This is a genomic window from Pigmentiphaga humi, assembly GCF_900606115.1.
Classification (GTDB): Bacteria; Pseudomonadota; Gammaproteobacteria; order Burkholderiales; family Burkholderiaceae_B; genus Pigmentiphaga; species Pigmentiphaga humi.
This window is the reverse complement of sequence record NZ_UWPJ01000008.1, coordinates 140026-163526: the sequence shown is the minus strand read 5'-3', so window position 1 is coordinate 163526 and position 23501 is coordinate 140026. Positions and strand designations below refer to the sequence as shown.

The 23501-nt window shown below is 60.1% G+C and carries 16 protein-coding genes; 9 read left to right on the top strand and 7 right to left on the bottom strand.

All coding sequences use genetic code 11. The annotated features are described in order from the left end of the window. Nucleotide 1: 1 nt before the first annotated feature. Genes PIGHUM_RS04440 through PIGHUM_RS04425 form a run of 4 tightly spaced genes read left to right on the top strand, consistent with a single transcriptional unit; the run spans nt 2 to nt 10456 of the window. Complete coding sequence (locus PIGHUM_RS04440; protein WP_124078042.1) at nt 2–2797, top strand: helicase-related protein; 2796 nt, start codon at nt 2–4, stop codon at nt 2795–2797. Further along, nucleotides 2794–7761, top strand: coding sequence for an Eco57I restriction-modification methylase domain-containing protein (locus tag PIGHUM_RS04435; protein ID WP_187697750.1), 4968 nt, complete (start codon nt 2794–2796; stop codon nt 7759–7761). Before PIGHUM_RS04440 ends, PIGHUM_RS04435 begins: the two co-directional genes overlap by 4 nt. Before the next feature lies 1 nt (nt 7762). After that, the gene (locus PIGHUM_RS04430; RefSeq protein ID WP_246012899.1) at nt 7763–9694 is read left to right on the top strand and encodes a chromosome segregation protein SMC; all 1932 of its coding nucleotides are present in this window, start codon (nt 7763–7765) and stop codon (nt 9692–9694) included. Nucleotides 9695–9706: 12 nt separating this feature from the next. After that, nucleotides 9707–10456 carry an HNH endonuclease gene (locus PIGHUM_RS04425; protein WP_246012907.1) on the top strand — a complete coding sequence of 250 codons (750 nt, stop codon included), beginning with the start codon at nt 9707–9709 and terminating at the stop codon, nt 10454–10456. Between the two features lie 17 nt (nt 10457–10473). Here the strand turns inward: PIGHUM_RS04425 and PIGHUM_RS04420 are convergent, their stop codons facing one another. From PIGHUM_RS04420 to PIGHUM_RS04410, 3 genes are all read right to left on the bottom strand, one after another. Continuing rightward, complete coding sequence (locus PIGHUM_RS04420; protein WP_124078038.1) at nt 10474–11337, bottom strand: phage integrase N-terminal domain-containing protein; 864 nt, start codon at nt 11335–11337, stop codon at nt 10474–10476. Between the two features lie 600 nt (nt 11338–11937). Beyond that, a complete protein-coding gene (locus tag PIGHUM_RS04415) occupies nt 11938–13080 on the bottom strand; it encodes an STY4528 family pathogenicity island replication protein (RefSeq protein ID WP_187697749.1) in 1143 nt (380 codons plus the stop codon). 660 nt (nt 13081–13740) lie between these two features. Then, nucleotides 13741–13947: a hypothetical protein gene (locus PIGHUM_RS04410; protein WP_124078034.1), complete on the bottom strand. Its 207-nt coding sequence runs from the start codon at nt 13945–13947 to the stop codon at nt 13741–13743. 548 nt (nt 13948–14495) lie between these two features. Here PIGHUM_RS04410 and PIGHUM_RS04405 point away from each other — a divergent pair. The 5 genes from PIGHUM_RS04405 to PIGHUM_RS04385 all read left to right on the top strand — a co-directional run bounded on the left by PIGHUM_RS04405 (nt 14496) and on the right by PIGHUM_RS04385 (nt 20079). Then, a complete protein-coding gene (locus PIGHUM_RS04405; RefSeq protein ID WP_124078033.1) occupies nt 14496–15590 on the top strand; it encodes an amidohydrolase family protein in 1095 nt (364 codons plus the stop codon). Between the two features lie 15 nt (nt 15591–15605). Then, nucleotides 15606–16610, top strand: a complete 1005-nt coding sequence (locus tag PIGHUM_RS04400; protein ID WP_124078032.1) for a DODA-type extradiol aromatic ring-opening family dioxygenase — start codon at nt 15606–15608, stop codon at nt 16608–16610. Between the two features lie 43 nt (nt 16611–16653). After that, a complete protein-coding gene (locus PIGHUM_RS04395) occupies nt 16654–17655 on the top strand; it encodes a Bug family tripartite tricarboxylate transporter substrate binding protein (RefSeq protein ID WP_160142158.1) in 1002 nt (333 codons plus the stop codon). Between the two features lie 27 nt (nt 17656–17682). Then, nucleotides 17683–18960, top strand: a complete 1278-nt coding sequence (locus PIGHUM_RS04390; RefSeq protein ID WP_124078030.1) for an aromatic ring-hydroxylating oxygenase subunit alpha — start codon at nt 17683–17685, stop codon at nt 18958–18960. Nucleotides 18961–19131: 171 nt separating this feature from the next. Beyond that, nucleotides 19132–20079 (top strand): LysR family transcriptional regulator, encoded by a 948-nt coding sequence (locus PIGHUM_RS04385; protein ID WP_124078029.1) that lies wholly within the window; start codon nt 19132–19134, stop codon nt 20077–20079. A gap of 27 nt (nt 20080–20106) precedes the next feature. Here the strand turns inward: PIGHUM_RS04385 and PIGHUM_RS04380 are convergent, their stop codons facing one another. The 4 genes from PIGHUM_RS04380 to PIGHUM_RS04365 are packed head-to-tail and all read right to left on the bottom strand — an operon-like array spanning nt 20107 to nt 23418. Next, nucleotides 20107–20724: a flavin reductase family protein gene (locus tag PIGHUM_RS04380; RefSeq protein WP_124078028.1), complete on the bottom strand. Its 618-nt coding sequence runs from the start codon at nt 20722–20724 to the stop codon at nt 20107–20109. Next, nucleotides 20724–21554, bottom strand: coding sequence for an ABC transporter permease (locus PIGHUM_RS04375; protein ID WP_124078027.1), 831 nt, complete (start codon nt 21552–21554; stop codon nt 20724–20726). Before PIGHUM_RS04375 ends, PIGHUM_RS04380 begins: the two co-directional genes overlap by 1 nt. Beyond that, on the bottom strand, nt 21551–22393 hold the full coding sequence (locus tag PIGHUM_RS04370; protein WP_124078026.1) for an ABC transporter ATP-binding protein: 843 nt from the start codon (nt 22391–22393) through the stop codon (nt 21551–21553). The genes PIGHUM_RS04375 and PIGHUM_RS04370 overlap by 4 nt, the downstream gene beginning before the upstream one ends. Then, the gene (locus tag PIGHUM_RS04365; protein WP_124078025.1) at nt 22384–23418 is read right to left on the bottom strand and encodes an ABC transporter substrate-binding protein; all 1035 of its coding nucleotides are present in this window, start codon (nt 23416–23418) and stop codon (nt 22384–22386) included. The genes PIGHUM_RS04370 and PIGHUM_RS04365 overlap by 10 nt, the downstream gene beginning before the upstream one ends. Between the last annotated feature and the right edge of the window lie 83 nt (nt 23419–23501).

The following is a 23501-nucleotide window of genomic DNA, read 5'->3' as shown; positions in this document are numbered from 1 at the left end:
GATGTCCATTCCTCAATACACCCCGGGTTCGCTGATACATGCGCGCGGGCGCGAATGGATCGTGCAGCCAGGCAGCGTTCCTCCGTTGTTGCGCTTGCGGCCCTTGTCCGGCACCGAAGAAGAGGGCGCACTGATCCACATCGTTCTGGAACCTGGCATCGAATCCGCTCACTTCCCACCACCCGATCCCTCGCTGGAGGGCAGTCAGGGCGAAGCCATCCTGCTCTCCGATGCGCTGCGCATGGCCCTGCGTCGCGGTGCCGGCCCTTTCCGCAGCTTCGGCAACATCGCGGTGGAGCCGCGTACCTATCAACTGGTCCCGCTGTTGATGGCGTTGCGTCTTGATCCGGTGCGCCTGTTGATCGCCGACGACGTGGGAATCGGCAAGACCATCGAAGCCGCCCTGATCGCACGCGAACTGCAGGATCGCGGCGAGATCCAGCGTATGGCCATCTTGTGTCCGCCGCACCTTGTCGAACAGTGGGTGCGCGAACTCAACGACCGCTTTCACCTGCACGCGGTTGCTGTCACCGCGACCAGTGCGGCCCGATTGGAGCGAGGCATCACGGTCGGTGAATCGTTGTTTCAGGTGCATCCGGTCACCGTCGTCAGTCTCGACTACATCAAGTCCGAGCGCCATCGTCACGACTTCATCCGCGCCTGCCCGGAATTCGTCATCGTCGACGAAGCCCACACTTGCGTCAGCGCGGGCCAGGGCCGGCAACTGCGCTTCGAGCTGCTGCGTGCGTTGGCAGCCAACGAAGCACGCCACCTGGTTCTGCTCACCGCCACTCCTCACAGCGGCGACCAGGACACGTTCTACAGCTTGCTGGGGTTGTTGAAGCCGGAGTTCGCTGCGCTGGCGACAGCCAGCGGCGATGCCAAGGAAAGGCTGCGCGATCAGTTGGCATTGCATTTCGTGCAGCGGCGCCGACCCGACATCGACGAATGGCAGGACGGCAGCATCTTCCCCCAGCGCGAAACGGCCGAGCTGACCTATCGCCTTGGTGGCCTGTGGGAAAACTTCTTTCAGGACGTGCTCGACTACTGCCGTGAAGTGGTGCAACGCGCCGGTGGAGATGAGAGGAGTCAGCGCCTGAGCTTCTGGGGCACCCTGGCGCTGATGCGCTGCGTCGCCAGCAGCCCGGCGGCGGCCATACAGGCCCTGCGCACCCGCCTGCTGGCCGAGCAGGTGGAACAGGCGCCTGAAGAGATCCTCGGCCCGTTGTTCGATGGCACGGAAGATGCCCTGAGCGAAGACGATGTGGTGCCAGCCGCTGACATCGGCGATCCTGCCCTGCTCGACCTGTTGAACAAGGCCGAGACGCTAGCCGGCGAAGAGAGCGATCCCAAACTGCGCCTGCTCGGAAGCCATCTCAAACAGCTTATCGACGATGGCTTCAATCCCGTGGTGTTCTGCCGCTACATCGCCACCGCCCGCTACCTGCATGACCATCTGGCGGGCAGATTCCGAGGCGTCACCGTGGACGTGGTGACGGGTGAATTTCCGGCCGCAGAGCGGGAGCGCCGTATCGATGCCTTGGGCGAAGCCGAGCGTCGCCTGCTGATCGCTACCGACTGCCTGTCCGAAGGCATCAACCTGCAGGAAAACCTCGATGCCGTGGTCCATTACGACCTGTCCTGGAACCCCACGCGCCATGAGCAACGCGAAGGCCGGGTAGATCGCTTCGGCCAGACCAGCCTCAAGGTGCGCGCCACCCTGATCTATGGCGCCAATAACCCGGTGGATGGTGCCGTGCTGCAGGTCATCTTGCGCAAGGCGGAAAAGATCCGCCAGGAACTGGGCGTGCCGGTGCCACTGCCCGACGACGACCATACCCTCACTCAGGCGTTGATGAAGGCCGTGATGCTGCGCAGCGAGCGCGCAGGCGGCCCACAACGCTCCTTTGATTTCGATCAGTACCCAGAAAGCCGGGCACTCGACATTCACTGGACCGACCTGGCCGAAAAAGCCAAGAAGAACCGCACCGTATTTGCCCAGCGCCGCTTGCGGCCTGTTGATGTACTGCCGGAATGGGAGCGCATGCGTGCCGTGCTTGGCAGCAGCGATGACGTCAAGCGTTTTGCCACCCAAGCCATGGCGCGCCTGGGGGCAGGATTGTCGCTGCGCGCCCACGGAGCTACCGCGCTCATCAGCGCCTTGCCTGCAGCATTGCGCGAGCGGCTGGCAGCCGAAGGCGTGGACGGCGATTTGCGCATCGACTTCAACCAGCCCCCGGCGTCGCGCTGCCGCTTCATCCACCGTAGCCATCCGCTGATCGCCACCCTGGCCGACGAACTGCTGGAGCGTTCCTTGATGGCGGAAACCCATGACGGCCAGCAACTGGCCACGCTGGGCCGGATCGGCGTCTGGCGCAGCCCGGCGGTGCAGAGTGTTACCTCGGTGCTGTTGCTGCGCCTGCGGCACCAGATCAGCACCACCCGGGAGGGCCGCAACCAGACCTTGCTGGTCGAAGAAGCCTTGCCCGTGGCCTGGCAGGGCCGTACCGATCCGGTCGAGATCCAGGGCGATCAATTGCTCGCCTGGCTGGAGGCGCCAGCCCAAGGCAACCTGCCGGACGTGGTGCGTCAGCGCGAAATGCACAACCTGCTGGAGACGTTGCAGCAGCGCCAGGAGCAACTGGAACAGCTCGCCGATGATCAGGCCGAAAGACTGCTGGCAGATCACCGGCGCGTGCGCGAAGCTGCCGATGCCCGGGGCCGCTATGAAGTACGCGCGCTCAAACCAGTGGACGTCATTGCCGCCTATGTCCTGATGCCTGGAGGTGCTGCATGAGCCGTCGCAAGGATGCCGTGCTGCAGTTCGATGCGATCGCCATCGAAGGCGGACTGCTGCCGGCTGAGTGGCTGGCCAAGGTGGCCGCCCTGCAGGCTCCGCACCAGGCCCCCACGGACTATGGGGTGCCCAAGGGCCTGAATCTGCGCGACGAACTGGGGCGCTACTGGCGTATCGCCGAAGCGCACTGGAACGATTTCGCCGCGACCCGCACGGGGGCAAGCGATGCCCAGGCATTGACACAACGCTTCGTCACTCAACTGCTGCGCGAAGTGTTCGGCGTTATCGATATCGTAGTCGGCGTCGAGCCGCAGATCCTGGATGAGCGCAGCTATCCACTCACGGCCACCGCTGGTAATGGCCGGTTGCCGCTGGTGGTCGCTCCCTGCGACCAGCGTCTGGAGGAGCGTGACCGCCGCTTGGGCGATGGCGGGCGCCAGCGCAGCGCCTTCGGGCTGTTGCAGGACTACCTTAATGCGGCCGACACCACCTTGTGGGGCATCGCGAGCAATGGCCTGTCGCTGCGGGTGGCGCGCGACAATGCCAGCCTGACTCGCCCGGCCTGGATCGAAGCCGATCTGGAGCGCATCTTTACCGAGCAGCGCTTCGCCGACTTCTCACTGTTGTGGCTGCTGATCCACGCCAGCCGCTTCGGCCAAGGCCAGCAACTGCCGCAGCAATGCGCACTGGAGGCCTGGTACGCCGCCAGCCGGGAACAGGGCACCCGTGCCCGTGAAAAACTGCGCATCGGTGTGGAGGATGCGCTCAAGACCCTGGGCCAAGGCTTCCTGTCCGAAGCCAGCAATGGCGCCTTGCGTCAGCGCCTGGCGAGCGGCGAACTCACGCCCGACGATTACTTCCAGCAACTACTGCGTCTGGTCTACCGGCTCATCTTCCTGCTGACCATCGAGGAGCGTGGTCTGCTGCATCCGGATCAAGCAGACCCTGAAGCCATTCGTCTGTATCAGGACGGCTACAGCCTGCGTCGCCTGCGCGATCGCACCCGCCGCCGCCGCACCTGGGATCGCCATACCGACCTCTGGCAGGGACTCAAACCGGTCTTTGCAGGGCTGGCCAGCGGGCAGCCGCTGTTGGCGCTGCCGGCACTGGGAGGCCTGTTCGCGACCGATCAATGTCCTGATTTGGATCACGCAGACCTGGGCAACAATACCCTGCTGGCCGCGACCCACCGGCTGGCCTGGATACCTGACGGCGGTAGCCTCACCCGCATCAACTGGCGTGACATGGGGCCGGAAGAGCTGGGCAGCATCTATGAAAGCCTGTTGGAATTGGTGCCCCAGGTCGCCCAGAATGGCCACGTGTTCCGCTTTGCTAATGCCGAGCAAAGCCAGGGCAATGCCCGCAAGACCAGCGGCAGTTACTACACGCCCGATCCCCTGGTGCAGGAGCTGCTGAATTCCGCGCTGGAACCGGTCATTCGCCAGCGCATAGCGGGTGCCAGCGACCCACAGGCCGCACTCCTGTCCATTACCGTTTGCGATCCGGCCTGCGGTAGCGGCCACTTCCTGCTCGCCGCCGCCAGGCGGCTGGCCAATCACCTGGCGCAGTTGCGCGCCCAGGGCACGCCCAGCGGCGACGACTACCGTCAGGCACTGCGCGACGTCATTGGCCACTGCATCTACGGCGTGGATCTGAACCCGCTGGCGCTGGAACTGGCGCGCATGTCCCTGTGGCTAGAAGCCATGACGCCCGACAAGCCCTTGGGCTTTCTCGATCACCATCTGCAATGCGGCGATGCCCTGTTGGGCGTACTCGATCCCGCCATCCTCGACCGAGGCCTGCCGGATGCCGCCTTCACGCCTCTGAGCGGCGACGACAAAGTCCTTGCCAGCGAACTCAAGAAACAGAACAAGCGGGAACGCGAAAGTTGGCAAAGGGCACTTGCCAGTGGCGACCTGTTCCGCGAGGAGCAACTGGCCATCCGTACCGGCGCGGTGGAGCAACTCACCGACAATGATCTGCTGCAGGTGGCCGCTAAACAGGCCCGCTGGCAGCAAGCCCATAGCGCTGCCAGTCAAAGCCGCTTGGCGCGCCTGGCTGATCTTTACCTGGGGGCCTTTCTGCTAACCAAGGCGGATAACCAGCCCGTCCCCAGTTCCCGCCACCTGTGGGCCGTAGCGAATAGTGAGACTGAGCCGACCCTAGATCTCGTCGAAGCCACTGCCCGTGAAGCCTGCGCCCTGGCCCGTGTTTTGCATTGGTGGATTGCATTCCCCCATATCGCCGCGCAGGGCGGCTTCAGCGTGATGCTGGGCAACCCGCCCTGGGAGCGCATCAAGTTGCAAGAAGAGGAATTCTTCGCCAGCCGCAATAGCGATATCGCCAACGCCAGGAACAAGGCGGAGCGCAGCCAGCGCATCCAGTGGCTGAGCGAGGGGATACTGGCCCGACATCTGGAGCCGGATAGGGTTCAGGCCGAACTGGTTTGCAGCAACGAGCGGCGCCTGCATCAGGAATTCATTACCGCCCGCCGTACCGCTGAGGCCACCAGTGCCTTTGTCCATGTCAAGGGCAACGAGGGCGGGCGCTACCCGCTGACCGGTATCGGTGACGTCAACACCTATGCGCTGTTTGCCGAGACCTTTGCACAACTGGCGGGACGACCGGGCCGCGCGGGGCTGATTGTACCCACCGGCATCGCCACCGATGATTCCACCAAGGCGTTCTTCTCCGCCGTTAGCCAATCCGGGCGGCTGGTCAGCCTGTTCGACTTCGAGAACAGTGACGGGGTGTTCCCCGGCGTGCATCGCAGCTACAAGTTCTGCCTGTTGACTTTGGGCCAGGCAGAAGCTGCCCGCTTCGTCTGCTTCGCCACCCAGGTAAGCCACTTGGCCGACCCTCGCCGCCACTTCACCCTGACCCCTCAGGAATTCGCGCTGATAAACCCCAACACACGCACTTGCCCAGTCTTCCGCAGCCAGCGCGACGCAGAACTGACCAAGAAACTCTACCGCCAAGCGCCGGTGCTGATACGCGAAGCGCAGGTGGACGAGAACGGCGATATCCTGGAACAGGAAGACGGCCCTTGGGGGATTCGCTTCCAAACCATGTTCCACATGTCCAATGACAGCCACCTGTTCCGTGACGGTGATTCACCGGATAGCCTGCCCTTGTACGAAGCCAAGATGATCCACCAGTTCGATCATCGCTGGGCCAACTACGTGGAAGGCCTTTCCGGCCAGGATAGCCTGACGATAGTGGACGTGAGTGAGGGGCAAAAAGCCGATTCGGCCTTCATCCTGCGCCCACGCTACTGGGTGGGACAGCGCGAAGTACTAGCTCGCATCGCTCGCGTGCCCCGCGCCATCAGCAAGGCTTGGCTGGCCGTGCACCAGGCCAGCGTAGACACACGGCGCAGCGCGCTAGACGTCTTATGGCTAGCACTGGCCCAGTGGATTGCCGGCGAAATCTTCCGCCGCGAAGCCGGCAATCCCGAACCCGACGGCAGCTACAGCGCCGCCCTGAAATTGCGCACCACTCCGCGTGTAGAACGTTCCCTTTCCAGCGACTACCCTGCCTGCGCTATCGTCTTACGTGATAACAGAATCACTGGCAAAAAAGCCATCACCGAGTTCGCCAAATGGGCTCAGCAGGACAGAGACCACTCCCTGTCCGACGACGAACTCGCCATCTTGCAACGCTTCGCCGCACAAACTGCCGGTGAAGCCCGTGACAGTGCCCTGTATACCGAACTCGATGAGTGGATGGACCACCGCAGTCCACGCTGGCTGATGGGTTGGCGAGATATCTGCCGTGCTACGGACGAACGCACCGTGATCGCGTCGGTGATTCCAAGAGCGGGGGTAGGGAACAATATGCCCTTGATGCTATTTGGAGCAGACCTTGATCCCCGAAAAGCGGCTGCCCTGTTGGGCAACTTGTGCTCACTCACTCTTGACTTTGTGGCTCGCCATAAAGTCGGTGGGACTCACCTTAATTACTTTATTTACAAGCAGCTTCCTATTCTCTCGCCAGATCGCTACACCGAAACCGATCTGGCCTTTATCGTCCCGCGCGTACTGGAACTGACCTATACCGCCCACGACCTGGCCGACTGGGCTACCGAGCTTGGCTATACCGGTTCACCCTTCCCTTGGCATCCCGAACGCCGCGCCCATCTGCGTGCCGAACTCGATGCCTACTACGCCAGGCTCTACGGCCTGACCGAGGAAGAACTACGCTACATTCTCGATCCGGCCGACGTGGCCGGTGAAGACTATCCCAGCGAGACTTTCCGTGTGCTCCGAAACAATGAGTTTCGGGATTTCGGGGCTTACAGGGAGACGTCAACCACGTCCCTTCGATTGGCCAGTCTCGATGGTGAAACCCGTCGCGATCATGTGCAGTACCGCACCCAGCATCTGGTATTGGAAGCCTTCAAGCGAGGTTTCCAGGTAGAAGACACATTGCCTACTCATGCTGAAGCCAAGGTTCGGCAGGTCTTCGATCGAGCGGCGCTGCCTGATGGAATCTGGGCACGACCACAACAGGATGAAGGTGGGGAGACGGGGGTGGCTCTGGCTGCCTTGCTCAAGGTTGCCGAGACCCCATGGCCAGTGCGCCATGTACGCCTCGCCGCCGTCTTGGCGCTTGAGCCAAGGCTGATGACGCCTTTGCTGGACACGCAGGATGCTCTGGATTGGCAACGCCTGATAGGCGAAGAAGCCAGGCCGTTCTCCGGGTCGGTTTTGAGTGTCATACCGCGTGTAAATCAAGCTTGGGGCAGAGCCGTGCGCTTTCTGCGGAGCAGCAGCTACCTGATTGAAGATCTGGGGGCAGGGACTTGGGCCAAAGGTGTCGAACTGGATATGCCTGCTGCCGAATGGGCCGAAGGGCGTGCCCAGATGATTCTTACTTTCCTGCAAGCCCGAGGGCAGGACTTCGATCGTGTCATTCGCGAGTTGCCTGACGAGATAGGGGGATGGATTGAAGCCACAGCCTGACATGTTCCAGCAACAGCTATGTCTCACCCCGTCGGCCCAGATGCATGAGCCACGCTTATGGGTGAAGCGGTTGGTGATATGGGAAAAACCTGGAGAGCCGCCCTTGCGGGATGTTCCATTACGTCCAGGCCTGAATATCGTCTGGACGCCAGACGACAACGGCATCGGTCATGGCGGAGGCAAGACCTTGTTCTGCAGGCTGCTGCGCTATTGCCTGGGCGAGGACAAGTTCGCTCCCGAAGATCAGCGCAACGGAATCAGTTCGGCATTTCCCAACGGATGGGTTGGTATGGAAGTCGTGCTGGATGGCGCCTGTTGGGCCGTCCTTCGACCCTTGGGCATCCGGCGGCGGCATTTCGCGGTACTGGATGGCAATCTCGATGAACTTGTTCTCAGCGAAATGCCGGCCTCTGGCCTGTCTCCGTTGCTCAACGCCATCGAAGAGAATCTGCTGACACCAGGCGTCAGAGATCTGATCGCTGGCAAGAAACAAGAGCATCAGGCTTGGCAGATTGCCTTGGCGTTGTTGAGCAGGGACCAGGAATGCAGATTCGACCATGTTCTTGAATGGCGATCCTCACTATCCGACTCGGAATCGCCGGCGCGGGGGCTGAATCGAACCGAGCGGCTGGAGGTACTGCGAGCCCTGTTGAATGCCATCGACCTCTCCGAACAGACGCTCCGCGTCGACATCGCCGCGATGAGCGAGTCGAGCCGCAGCCAGGAGCAGGAAATAGGCCATCGTGCCTGGGAGATCCGCAAGCTGAGAAAGCAGCTTCTGGAAGTGCTTGGCGTTACGGACGATGAACTTGCGCAGGGCACCCTGGGTGTCGAAATCATGCGTCGGGCGGCGCAGGAGCGGTTGGCAGCGCAAACCCAGTCCAGCGGGGCGGGCGCGACTCCGGATATAGACTCCGTGCGGCAGGCGCACGAAAAGGCCCAAGCGGAGGTGGCAAGAATCCAGGCTGATATCGGAAGGCAAGAGGCTGTGATACCAGCCATCGCGCGGGCGATATCCGCGATCAAGGGCGAATATCCAACATTGGCCTACTCGCTCAAGGAAGCAGAAAACTATCCTTGTCCCATCTGCGAGGTGCCCATTGACCGCGTGCTGGCGAGCCAATGCGGGTTGTCACACAAGGTTCCAGATCTGGAATCCTGCAAGGCTAGGTTGGAGAACGGCAGAAAAACGCTCAAGGATGAACAGGAGCGTCTGGAATCAGCCCAATCGCTACTGACGCAGTTGCGACCTGAGCTGGCGTTGGCGAAACAGGATGCAACGCGCAGGGAAGAGCATTACCAGAACCTGCTGAAGCTTCGCGAACAGCGCGATGGGGCGTGGTATGCCGCACGCAAGGCCGTGGACGATGTCGAGCGCCTGGCCTCGCTGCTCGAACAGCAGCAAACTACCGAAGCCCGCCTGGATAGGCATCAAATCGAAATAGAGCAAGTGCGGGAGCGGATCGCGGCGCTGCAAAACCAGAACGCGACTGTTTTCTCGAAACTTGCCCAGAAGTTCGACCCGATCATCCGACGCTTAGTCGGACCTGAAGCCAGTGGCGAAATCCGATTGACCGGAAACGGGCTGAGCCTGGTTGTCCAGATGGGTGGGGATCGTTCGACATCGGCCATCGACTCGCTGAAAGTCGTGGCCTTCGATCTCGCGACCCTGTGCATGAGCATCGAAGGTGACACGAGGCTCCCGGCTTTCCTGCTTCATGACAGCCCACGTGAAGCCGACCTGGGGCTCGCCCTGTACCACGGCCTGTTTCATCTTGTGCATGAACTGGAAGAGTTCGGCTCGGCCCCGCTGTTTCAGTACATCGTGACGACGACCACCCCACCGCCGCCGGCGTACGCACAGGCGCCTTGGGTCGCCATACAACTGCGCGGCTCCCCTGCTTCTGATCGTCTCCTGAAACGAGATCTTTGAGGGGAAAGCGTGATGCCACGCGAAATGAAACTGCCTACCCTTGTCGTCAAAGCCTTGACCGACAGCGGCTACGATTTGCTCTCCACAGCCGAAGACGGCTGGTTTCTGGCTGGAATCAGTGGAACTCCCATTCGGGTGGCAGTGCGTGTCTCTGGGCAGGGCGTCTTGCTTGCAGGGCCAGAACCCAACGCGATGGAACGTATCGGTCTGATCCCCGTAATACAACAGCCACCACGCGGCATGGCCAGTGCAGGTCTGGCCGCAGATGCTGCTCAACTCTATGACGTGCTACGTGTTCTTCATTCCTTGCAAACGCATCCAGCTTCGGTCTTGTCGGCCAAGGTGGAAGCGCGACTGGCGGCAATCCCGGCTACGGAGCGCACCAACGAAGTACGCCAGCGCATAGGGCAGGATGTTTTTCGTGAAGCCCTACTGGAGCTGTGGGAAGGACGTTGCGCCCTTTCCGGCAGCGACTTGCCACTCTCCCTGCTGCGAGCCAGCCATGCCAAGCCTTGGTCGCTGGCTGACGATACCGAAAGGCTCGATCCGTTCAATGGCTTGCTATTGGCGGTCCACTACGACGCGTTGTTTGACCAAGGCCTAATTACTTTTGGCGATGACGGAAGCCTATTAGTCTCATCGTTACTGTCACAGGATGCGCGGAAGACATTGCATTTGGATGATTTCACGAGTTTGCGCCTCATCCTTCCGGGGCATATCGAGTACCTGAACTTCCACCGCAAAAATATTGCCAAGCAGTAATCGGCGGCCAATGCTGCCTATCTTCCGCAGTACACGCTGATAATTTGTGGTCGATCGTGTCCTAACTCCCGACTGATGGTGCGTCTCGCATGGGTGTCGAGTTCGCGTTGTTCCGCCGACAGCGCATGGCGAGGTGGGCCTCCTGCTGCGGATGCTGCCCATCCCGTCAGCGTCTCGTACCGTACCTGTGCATAGCGATGCCGCAGCCCGTGCATGTTGCTCAATCCCGCCGCTTTACACTGACCGTCGTAGATATGCCGCTGCTGGATGTAGCTTTTGTGTGCCGGGATCATTGATCCAGCGCCTGCCAGACGGTGCGCAGCCCGGAGCACTTCGTGCTGTTCGGGTGTTGTGATCGGTACGGTTCGTGCCCTTCCGCCTTTCGTCCATGACCCTTTGAGAGCGAGATGATCGCCCCGGTCTGCATAGCTGGGCTGGAACTTGATGGATTCTTCTCGGCGCAGGCCAAACGCTGCCTGCAGTTGCAGGCTCATGCGCGCATGGACATCGGTGATCTGATCAAGTGCTGATCCCAGTTCGAGGGCCTTGCTGATGTTGGTCACATAACGGCGTTCAGCCACGCCAAGCTGTGCGTTGTCCATCGGAAGGACGCCAGCTTTGCCGATCTTTTCGGCCCACCAGCGCAGATGAGAGAGCCGATTCTTGATAGTGCCAGACGACAAACCTTCGCTCTGCCAGCGTTCCAGCAGCGCCTGGACGTGCTTGCCCTTGAGTGACGATACCTTCATTTGCCTGAAACCGGCCTCGCGTAGCTGCCGTGCAGCTAGCGCGAGAGACCGCATCCGGTCGGCCTGGGTGTTGTGGCTGCCGTCACGGTTGCGCTGGCAAAGCTGCCGCAGGGTGTAGGTCAAGTCGTCCATCTTTCGGCCTCCGAGTAAAGCGCCGTACTGCGTTGTCCTGAAATTCAATGGTTAGTGTTGGTGCCAACTCGCCAAGGCGAGATCCCGTGAGGGCAAGGGCATGGTGTTCAGGAAACACCAGAGCCTCGAATGAGGCGTCCGTCTTGCTCCCTGTTGGAAGCCTGGACGGAGGTACTACAAGACGAAAGTGATGCGAATGTGGACGAGTCCTCCTATGAAGTGAGTGGGATGAGAAATGCAGCGGGAGCCCTGTGCGTTGCACAGAGCAATTGCCGCAAAGGAGAGTGCGCCAGGCGGCGCGGTAGGGATGAGTTCAAACAGACGAAGAAGGCTCCGCCCTGGGTAGGGCCGGTATGCGGTCGGAGCCTGGGCATACCTGGGGCGGCTCCACCCTGTCGGGCCAGCGTTTGCAGGAACCTGCGCTGTTGGGGGTGCCGATGTACGAAGCCCATCGGTCTTGGCAACTGCCCGGTCAATGTAGTGCGGACATCATCATGTAGGCCGCACGCAATAGGAACTGGCTTTTGCCCGCATTGTTGGCGGTGTGGCGCGGGTCGTCACTGCGGAGTGCAGTGACGACCCGTTTCGCGGCAGCATTTGCTACGCAGGATGGGGCTGCCATCCCCTGACCTGCATTACCTGTGCTGCGATGTCCCCAGCGTTCGTCGGGACGTTCAGAATCTTACGGATGTTGGCGATGTGCGCCAGGGCAGTTTCACGCGATGCCGGGGGCGCAGTCGGTTCCGGGCGGACTTCGGTGCGTGGCGGAGTTGTAGGCCGGTTCGCGGCAGACGTCTCCTTGCGACCTGCCCACAGGCGGAATTCGCCAGCAAATACGCGCTTCACCAAGGCGAAGAAGTAGGCCACGACATTGCGCACGGTGCCGCTCTGGCTGCGTGCCTGCAACTCGTCGAGTACTTCCTGGCGATGCTGCGGCGGCAGCCGCCGCAAGGCGGCCTGCACGTCCTTTTGCTGATCTGCCTGGGCATTGCTCAGGCAAGCCGGCAAGCTCACCGACTGCGATGTCGAATCGGCGTCGCCTTCGCGCGCGCGGTACGTACGTTCTTTTTTATACATATACGTCTTATACGTACTGCGCTGCTCAGCCGTCATGTGGCGAGCGTGTCCGGTCTGTTGCGGAACAAACGTGCTGCCAGCGGAATCGCCAGAAAATGGCAGCGGGTCGGCTACCTCGCTTGCCTGCGACGGCGGCGTAGGGGGCAAATCATCGTCATCGTGGCGTTGATCGTGGGTCGCAATGGAGGCGGCTTCAGGTGCCTGCGCCAGCGTTGCCTGAATGTGGACGGCCACCCGATCCACCTGGTTGTTTTCGTGGCCGATGGAAGATTGCAGAAGCGCGGGCAGGCTGGCATCGAGCGTGCAGGCCTGTTGGAAGCTGAGGGCGCTTTCGTGAACCTGATACAGCTCGCTGAGCACATGGCCGGTCAGAGGATCGCGGTGCTGCCCCACCAGACTGATCCACCCGGTCAGCCGAAGCACGACGAGAACACGCCAGGCCGTCTCGTACCCGGCCCGCTGTCCCAGCGGGGTAGAGGTGAGATAGCGACGCAACTGCCCCAGGTTTGCCAACGGACTGATGCCCTCCGCAGAGCGCAGCATGCGCAGCACCTGACAGCCATTGCGCTCCAATGGCGTGAGGCGGGCATCGAGCATGAGTGAGGCCGGAGTAGTGAACAGAGCGTCTTGCTCCAGCGGGTTGTGGCGGGTGTGGTGGTCTGCCATGAGAGTTCTCCGAGGTCTGGGCCACAGCGGCCCGTTCCTCTGCATCTCATCGCGTACTGTTCCATGCGTCAGCCGACAATGCGGTCTGCGCCATAACCGTTTTATCCTAGCGAGTGCAGCGCTGGCACCGGCATCCAGGCTGATCTATCATCCAGATACCCCCTCTGGGGGTACGACTGGGGGTACTTCCAGCAATTCCCGCAAAGACCGTGACGCGATTTCCCCGCGAAACCTGGCATTCACGGCCCTTTTCCGACTGATCAACGTTTAAACGTGTGATCAACGTCTGACGATTTTTCAGAACTCACCACCTCGGCGATCATCTGGCCTTTTACGAAATCCGCCCGGGACCTGCAACGGGTTCCGGGCTGCCTTGGGCGTGGGTTTATAGCGTTTTTGCATAGATGCTCCCTGAGCGTCATGGCATACCCTGCCCACAAATTGCAGACGGGGATCTTCACCCTCGCTCAGTTCTCGGCTAACCGGTTCAGTGAAGGCGCGGGGCTCGCAGCACTCCAAACCGTAGCCCATGGGCGGATATTCAGGCGCCAACCTTGCCCTGCCAACAAACCATTCGAATAAATATGGCTCGGCGGTTGGCCGCATACGAACGGATTCGGTCGCGGTTTTTAGCGCCACGGAATGCACGCCTCTACGTTTTCACCAACCTGTGTCGTTCTCTCGTGTTTGCATTGCGGCCCGGGTTGCCCGCACGGTTTTATTTTTTGTGAGCGAAACGATCAAGTAGCCCGGTTTCTCCTGGCCGTTGATCGGGAACAGGCTTTCAATTGATTCGCGGATTTTTATTTCAACGGACACATTTTGGATGAAAGCATGTCCGGAATAAGAGCAGGCGAAATCGGTCAAAAGTGGGCTGTGCTGACGGGTATTTGCCGATCGGCGGCGATACGCTCAATATCCTTTGCTTCAGAGTCAATTAAGCCGGATGTAGTTGCTGACGCCAGCGGGCGTAGGCCACAACAAATCGTGAATCATGGCCGGCGTCCTTTTAATGCGCCGAAATAACACCCTGCTTCGTTTGTTGCGCTCGTTCTCCAGAACGAGGTTTCCCTACCTGCGTCGCGCGGATTCCTGTATTAGCCGAACTAATCAATCCTTATCAGCCAAAGCGGCTTGATGACGGCCAACCCCGTTGATACTGTAGCAGTCCACACACGGCATGCTTCGTTTTGGCGAGAACGGATCCACGTTTGTCGCGACCCATAACGCTGTCAGATTTTCAAGCCGGATTGCGTGAATGTCTGCATCCGCCGAGCGAACAGAATCTGCACCGTAAAAAGAAATAAAAGTGTGGCACTTGTAGTGGATTACTTTCCGGCTCGTTGTGGCGGCATACCGTTAACGAGACTCACCAACTTGAAAAGTGCTAATCAACGCCAGCCTCAGGACCCCGCATGTACAAAAAAAAATTGGTTATCGATGTACATGGCCATCTTTCCGCGCCGCCGCATTTTCGTGCTTACGCGATGAACCTCATGTCTCTACGTTCTGCGAGCAGCACGCTGGCCATTCCCGAGACTGCCATGGCGGCGGCGCAGGAGCGGCACCTGGCTATGCTCGACAACTGCAAAGTCGATCTCCAGCTGCTGTCGCCGCGCCCCGTGACCATGATGCATTGGGAACGTCCGTTTCTCGTCGACAAGTGGACACAAACCACTAATGACCTGATTGCGACCCAGTGCAAACTGCACCCCAAGCGCTTCGTGGGGATTGCCCAGTTGCCGCAAACCACGTATCGAGGCATTGAGTCCTGTCTGCCCGAGCTCACCCGCTGCATCCGGGATCTGGGTTTTGTTGGTGCCATCGTCAATCCCGATCCTGGTGGGAATCGCATGACCCCGGGCATGAACGACGAGTACTGGTTCCCGTTGTACGAAAAGGCCGAGGAGCTGGACGCCACGCTGATTGTTCATCCGTCGGTTTCCCGGGATCCGCGCCTTGAAATCATTCCTCACTCCTATCAATACAACAATCTCACTGAAGAAACGCTCGCGACGCAGTTGCTTGAACGCAGCGACGTCTTTACGCGCTTTCCCAGGCTGCGCGTGGTGGTTTGCCACTGCGGGGGCGCGCTGCGTCGTCTGCTCGATCATGGCGGTGTAATGGATGCCCTTGCAACCGAGCACGGGCGTGACAGCCGCGTCCTCCCCAGTGGTCAGGAAGCCGGCAGTCAGATGGGGCCGGGATTCGGCAGCGTCAGGAAAGCCAAACCCAATCTAAGCAATAACCTGTTCTTCGATACCTGCGCCTACGACTCCATTTTCCTCGGTGCGGCGATCCGCCAACACGGCTCGAACCGTATGGTATTCGGCACCGAGGTTCCCGGCACGGGGTCGGGCGTGCTCAATCCGGAAACGGGTAAGCCTAGCGACGATGTGCTTGCCATCCTCCAGAAACTCGAATTCCTGGACGACGACGATATCGTAAAGATGGTGCACGACAATCCGCGCAAGGTCTTTCCCTTGCTGGAAAAAGTTTACTTTTCTTAATCGGACGGGACGCTCATGGCAAAAATCGTACTTGGCATCGGGACTTCGCACGGCCCGATGCTGTCGACTCCGCCCGAACAATGGGGGCAGCGCGTGGAGGCGGACAAGGCCAATTCCCGTCTGTTCTTTCGCGGCAAGACCCACACCTTCGACCAGCTCGCCGAGTTGCGCAAATCTGAAGGGCTGGCAGGCCGGGTGTCGACCGAAATGTGGCGGGAACAGCATGCGGCCTGCCAGGCTGCGATAAAAGAGCTGGCCAAGGTATTTGCGGATGCCCGGCCGGATGTTGCCGTCATCGCCGGCAACGACCAGATGGAACTGTTCACCGCCGCCAACATCCCGACTTTCGCGGTGTATTGCGGCGAGACCATCCTGAACTACGATCGCAAACCCGATCCAGCCCGAGCGCCGGGCATCGATGTCGCTTTGCGCGGACGCGTCCCGGAGGGCGGTGCAGAGTACCGATGCGAGACCGGGCTGGCGCGTCACCTTCTGAAATCATCGATGCTCGAAGGTTTCGACGTCGCCGCGCTCAAGGAATTCCCTGCAGACGTGCGAACCATTCCGCATGCCTATGGTTTTGTCTATCGCCAGATCATGAGCGACAAGGTGGTGCCGTCGGTACCTGTATTCACCAATGCCTTCTATCCGCCCAATCAGCCTACGGCAAACCGGTGTCGCCAGTTCGGACGGGTGATCGCTCACGCCATCGAGTCCTGGGATAACGATCTCCGCGTCGCCGTGATCGCCTCGGGCGGGCTTTCCCATTTCGTCATCGATGAGGAAATCGACCGCGTGGTGCTCGACGGGGTGCTCAGCGGCAACCTGGACGGGGTGGAGGACTTGCCTGAATCGATTTTCCAGTCAGGCACGTCCGAGATCAAGAACTGGATTCCCGTTATGGGCACCATGTCCGAACTGGGCATGGCAGGCACGGTCGTCGACTACATTCCCTGCTACCGGTCCGAGGCCGGCACGGGTAATGCGATGGGATTTGTATATTGGACCGGCGATCGATAGAAGCCCGTTTTTATCGCCAATAACTATAGCAACTGGAGACGTCATGAATTTCCGTTTTCGCTCAGCCGCTACTCCGTTCATGCTGAGAGCAGCGGCCATCGCTGCCTTTGCTCTGGCCTGTGGCAGCCAGGCGGTTCACGCAGCAAACTACCCCGCGAAACCCGTCAAGATCATCGTGCCCCAGACCCCAGGCACCGTTTCGGACCTGTTTGCCCGCGCCCTTGCCAAAGACCTGGCTGCCAGACTGGGCCAGCCGTTCATCGTGGAAAATAAGACAGGGGCCGGCACAGCCATCGGTTCGAGCTATGTGGCGAAATCGGCGCCCGACGGCTACACGGTGCTGGTGACCATGAACTCGCATTTTCAGAGTCCAGCCATCAACAAGGTGAGCTACGACCCGGTAGCAGACTTCACGCCTGTCACCATGATGCTTGAAGGCCCGCTGGTCGCCGTCGCGCATCCGTCCATTCCGGCAAACAATTTTGCGGAATTCATCGATTACGTGAAGAAGCAGGGCGATCACGCGACTTATGGTTCGCCCGGCGTCGGCACGGCGACTCATCTGCATTCCGTCATTATCCAGGATCTCATAGGCTCCAAGATGCGCCATATTCCGGCAGCGGGGTTTGGCGCGGCATTGATGGATGTCATGCAAAACAGCACGACCATGATTCTGTCGGGGGTGGAAAACGCTCAACCTCTGCAAAAATCAGGAAAGGCCAAGCTGCTCGCGGTAACGGGCTCTGAACGGATCGATGTTCTCCCTGAGGTGGGCAGCCTGGCGGAAGCGGGTGTCCATTCACCGGTGGACCTTTCCATATACGTTGCCATGTTTGCTCCCGCAGGTACGCCCAAGCCCATCGTCGATCTTCTCTACAAAACCACGAGCGAATCCATGAAAACTCCGGAGATGCTCGCCTGGATGCACGAGAGAGGCTACAGGGGCATGCTTCCTACGCCCGAGGAGTTTGCGAAGATCGGCCGCAACGAGTTCGAGTTCTGGAAGAAAGCCGTGGCTCAGCACGGATTGAGAGTCAATGATTGATACCTCTCTGCGAGGGAGAGATTACCCATGTTGAATGCTGAAAAAAATAGAATTCTGACCGAGGTCGGTCCGGACACCCCGATGGGCGGCCTGCTGCGGCGTTATTGGATGCCTATCGCCGGTACCAGTGAGTTCACGGAAGAGCAGACAATCAAGGCCATTCGCTTGCTTGGCGAAGACCTGGTCCTCTATCGTGATTTTGGCGGCCGTTACGGTCTGATCGACCGCAACTGTTCGCATCGTCGCGCAGACCTTTCCTATGGCTTCGTGGAAGAGCACGGTTTGCGCTGCAATTACCACGGGTGGCTATTCGGCGAGAATGGCGCCTGTCTTTCCCAGCCGTACGAAGACGTCGCACACCCGGACAACCGCTCGCGCGAGCGTGTCCGTATAAAAGCCTACCCGGTCCAGGAAAAGGGAGGCTTGCTATGGGCCTACATGGGGCCGCAGCCGGAGCCCTTGCTTCCTGATTATGAGGCTTTTTCCAGACCCAATGGCTTTGTCCAGATCGTCATCTCGGAACTCCCCTGCAATTGGTTTCAGTGCCAGGAAAATTCCATCGATCCAGTGCATTTCGAATGGATTCACAACAACTGGAATATTCGTCAGCAGGGTAAACGCGGTCCGTACTCAGCAGAACACCGGGAGGTCGATTTCGAAGAGTTCGAGCACGGATTCACCTATAAGCGTGTGCGAGGCGACGCTTCGAAGGAAGACGACCCCCTGTGGAACATCGGCCGTGTCTGCCTCTGGCCCAACGCACTCTACACCGGGTCGCATTTCGAATGGCGCGTACCCGTCGACGATGAGAATACGCTGAGCATTTGTTGGACTTATACGCGGGTGCCCCGCGAATCGGAGCCCTACCGTCAGGACGTCATACCCACTTGGCATGGACCGATCCGCGATCGAGACGGACGCTGGATTTCGAGTCACATCATGAATCAGGATTTCGTCGGCTGGGTCGGCCAGGGCGTAATTGCCGATCGAACGCTTGAAAACCTTGGCGCGAGCGACCGCGGTATCGCCATGATCCGCAAGCGCTATTTCGAGGATCTTGAAACCATTGCTGCCGGAGGGGATCCCAAGGGAATCATCCGTGATCCGGCGCTCAATCACTGCATCGACCTGCCGAACGTATACGCCCAAAAGATGAAGGAAGGTGCGAGCCTCGAAACGATGCTCAACGATCCTATCGCACGCCGCCACCTAGAAGATTACATCTGGCAAGCCGGCCAGCCTCCTGAAGTAAAAGCCGCTTATTTGTCGGCCATGGGAGTTCCCGCCTCCCGCGGCGCCGAGTAGCGCCTATGGAGATATAAATAAGAGACGCCGCTTGTCCGTAGCCATGTTGGTGAATCCGGCCAAACCGCCCACGTGCAAAGCGGCATCTCCACGGCTGCTTTGCCCCGACCATGCTAGACTCGAAAAACAGCTTATTTCGATTGGCCGATGACGGGAAAAAGGGGGCAGTGAATGCAGGACCTCAATCTCCTCCGGGTCTTTGAAGCCCTATGGCACGAAAAATCCGTCACGCTGGCCGCGCAGAGACTCGGACTTTCCCAAGGGGCGGTCAGCCTGTCCCTGAAGCGTCTTCGAGAAGAGTATCAAGATAAGCTTTTCGTGCAGGTCAGCCGCACGATGGAACCGACGCCGCTGGCCGAGAAAATATCGCCCAACTTACTGCAGGCGTCCAGATTGATTCGCGAGTCTCAGGCTATGCCGCAACGGTTCGAACCGTTGGGTTCCAGTCGCATTTTCAACATCAGGGCGCGCGACATCAGCGAAATCATTACTTTTCCACGCATATTCGAAAGGCTGCAGACGCTTGCGCCAAAGATGGGGATGCGCACGATTTATCTGCCAACAGACGAAACTTTCCAGCAGCTCGCGTCCGGCCGCCTGGATCTGGCGCTTGGCTATTTGGAAGGCAACCCGGCCGACATTCACCGCGTCCCGATATATTTGAAGCAGAAATATGTTTGCGTAATGAGTCCCGATCACCCCCTTGCTCAGGAAGAACTGACGGAAGGGCAGTATTTGGATGCGGATCACCTGCTGGTAGAGAACTCGGTTACGTCGCAGCACCCGATAGAACGCATACTGACGGCAGCAGGCAGACGGGATCGCATCAAGATTCGGCTGACACAGCATCTTGCAGCTTCTTGGTACGTACTTAAATTCGATTTATTGTGGACGCTGCCATACAGGCTTGCCAAATTGCTCGTTCAGTATTTCCCACTTGTCATAAAGCCTGTTCCGGAAAATTTGAACCTTTCTTATGAAACCTGTCTGTATTGGCATGAAAGATTTCATGCCGATGTCGAGGTCAAGTGGCTTCGGGACCTGATTGTAGACACGCTGCTTGAGCAGTCGACCGGCATTCACAGGCCTTTGCCGACCGATCAATGTCTAAACGTGTAATCGACAAGCTGCCCCCAAGAGGCCCACCTACGCTTTGATCAACTCCCCAATCCGGCAATACACCCGTCCGCCCAGCCGCCCCAGCGGCGCGTACGCGGCAAGATCGACCTTGAAATCGTTGAGCAGGCCCTCCGCCGCGTGGACCCACACCACCTGCCCGACGACCAGGTTGCTGTCGCCGAAGGGGACGATGCTGTGGAGCCGGCATTCGAAGTGTATTTTCGATTCGGCGATGCGCGGCGTTTTGATGACGGCCGACGGCAGGGTGCTGAATCCCGCGGCATCGATCTCGCTGACGTCCGGCGGAAAATCCTTGCCGCAGGTTTGCACTTGGTGCGCCATGGCGTCGGACACGGTGTTGATGACGAATTCCGAGTTGGCGCGGATGTTGCGCAGGGTGTCTTTGTCGTGGCGCGCTTCGCGTCCTTCGCTGCCCACCGAGAACCCCACCAGCATCGCACTGGTGGAAAGCGCCATGTAGTTGCTGAACGGCGCGGCATTGACGGTGCCGTCTTCCCCCAGGGAGGACACAAGGGCGATGGGCCTGGGAACGATGCTGCCCATGAGAACCTTGTAGCGCTGCAAGCCGTTCAGCGGTTCCGGCGAGAAGCCATCGGGCGATGCCGGGTCGATGGGACTCGGCATCAGCGCTGCTTCCAGGGGATGACGTGTTGTTCGATTTCCTGCAGGAGCAGGGTCGAGAGCACGCCTAGCAGCCCCATGGTCACGACGCCGACGAACATCCGGTCGACTTGCAGCAGTTCCCACGAGACCCAGATGAGCTGTCCGACACCGTCTTCGGCGGCCACGAATTCGGCCGCGACCACCACCAGAAGCGAGATGCCGAGCGCCAGCCGCAGTCCCGTGAAGATCATGGGCATGGCGCCGAGCAGCACGATTCTGCGGAACATGATGCCCGGCGTGGCGCCGAAGTTGCGCGCGGCGTCTATGTAGATCTTTTCTATGCCCGCCGCGCCCGAGTACGTGTTGATGAGGATAGGGAAAAAGGCGGCGATCGCAACGACCGCGATCTTCGACATTTCGCCGAAGCCGAAGGCCAGCAGCAGAAGCGGCATCAAGGCGATTTTCGGTATCGGGAACAGCGCGGCGATGAGCGGATCGAGCGCATAGCGCACCGGTTTCCACATTGCCATCATCAGCCCCAGCGTGACCGCGGGCACGATGGCGATTCCATAGCCGCACCCGACTCTGAAGAGGGTCGTGCCGATATGCTTGAGCAATTCGCCGGACAGGATCATGTCCAGGAAGGTCAAGGCGATTCCGCTGGGAGGCGGTACCAGGCGACGGTCTGCCATGCCCAGATCGATGGCGATCTCCCATAGCAGGAGCAGGAGTATGGGAGCGGCGACGGCCAGCACGCGGCGGCGCAGCGCGTCCGTCGCCGAGGGGGAAAGCTTCGATTTCCGGGCCGGGGCGGAAATGACGCGCACGGTGCTTCTTGCGGATGTATTCATGACTGCTCCATTTCCTTGCGCGCGCGCACCACTTCCTCTTCGAGCGTTCGCCACAGGCGCATCTTCATCTGGGCGAATTCCGGCGTTGCGCTGATTTCCATGATGTTGCGGGGCCGCGCGAATGGAATGTGGATTTCTTCCTTGATGCGGCCGGGCTGGGCGGTCATGATGATCGTCCGGTCGCCGAGCATCAGCGCTTCTTCGAGCGAGTGCGTGACGTACACCACGGTCTTGCGGCTGGTTTCCCATATGCGTACCAGCTCGTCCTGGAGAATGGCGCGGTTCTGCGCGTCCAGCGCCGCGAAGGGCTCGTCCATCAAGAGCAGCGCCGGATTGGTGACGAAGGCCCGGGCGATGGCCGCGCGCTGCTTCATGCCGCCCGACAGCTGATGCGGATAGTGCTTGTGGAACTTGCTCAACCCCACCAGCTGCAGCGCTTCGCCTACCCGCTGCGCGCAATCGCTCGCCGGGACGCCGCGGTTGCGCAGCCCGAAGGCGACGTTGTCGAACACGCTCATCCAGGGAAAGAGGCTGGCCTCTTGGAAGACCATGGCGTTTTCGACGGGCCATCCGCCCGAGTCGATCGCCGCGGTGCCCGAGTCGGGCGTCTCGAGGCCCGCGAGTATCCTGATCAAGGTCGATTTGCCGCAGCCGGACGGCCCCACGATGCAAAGGAACTCGCCCGCCGCGATCGAGAGGTTGACGCGGTCGAGGGCGACGAAACGCCCTCCCTTGCTATCGAACGCCTTGTAAAGCTCGCGGATCTCCACCTTGGCGCCCTGGCGGCCGTTCGGCGGGGCCGGGGTATGGGCTTCGACCGCATGGTGGCTCACCGGCATCCCTTTCTCCCGTCGTCGTGGGCAGGCTTGTACGGACCGAGCTCCGCGGCCGCGCGCTCGATCAGGTCCATGCTGACCATTTCCGAGAACGGATGCTTCTTCTTGACGTATCCCTGATCGAAGAAGAAATCCTGGATGGCCATCAGGCTGGCTTCGGACACCCGCCCATCCGGTTCCAGCGCGGTCCAGGATATCCGGTCGATGAAATTTTCGTCCGGGATCTTGGTGTATCGCGCCATCATGCCGACGACTTCCTTGCGATTCGGCCCGAAGTGGAAGGCGTCGCAGTAGTCGCGCCGCGCCTGCATGTACGCCAGCACGAAATGGTAGGCGGCCTGCGGATCTTCCTTCACCCAGTTGGTATTGATCTGCATCAGGGATATGTCGGTGGGCTGGACCTTGATCACATCGTCGGGATTGACCCATTTGAAGGCGAATTGCTTTTCTTCCGCCACCTCGATGGAGGGGGAAATCATCATGGCCGCGTCGATCGCGCTGTTGCTCAGCGCCACCGGCATCTGGTTGAAGGGCATGAACTTCATGGTGACGTCTTTCAACGTCAGTCCGCCGGATTCGAGCACCTTGCTGACCTGATACATGGTGATCGATCCGCGGCTGTTGACGGCGATCGTGCGCCCCTTGAGGTCGGCCGGCGTCTTGACGACGTCCTTGAGGCCGTTGCGCAGCATGATTGCCTGGTTGTAGGGGCTGGTGGCTCCCGACATGATCACCTGGAGAGGCAGCCCCTTGTCGAAGGTGTTGAAGAAGCCGACCGACGGCGCGCCCGCGATGGCCTGCAGCTTGCCCGATGCCAGCATGGCGGCCAGGTCGCTGGAGGAACCGACCGGCTGAGCCTCGACTTCCAGGCCGTATTTCTTGAAGTAGCCTTTGTTGATCGCGATGTAGACGGGCGCGTTCGGCAGCGAGGGAACCGCGCCGACGATGATTTTCGTCGCCGCTGCCGCCGGGGCGGCGGGCGCCAGTATCGCGCCCGCGAAAAGTACTGAAAGCAATAGCTTCTGCATGTCTCCCCCTTATCTTAGGGTTGGGTTTGTCGCCGGCATCCGCTTCGCGCTATTGCTGCATTCCTCTGTGGCAGAAGCGGGCT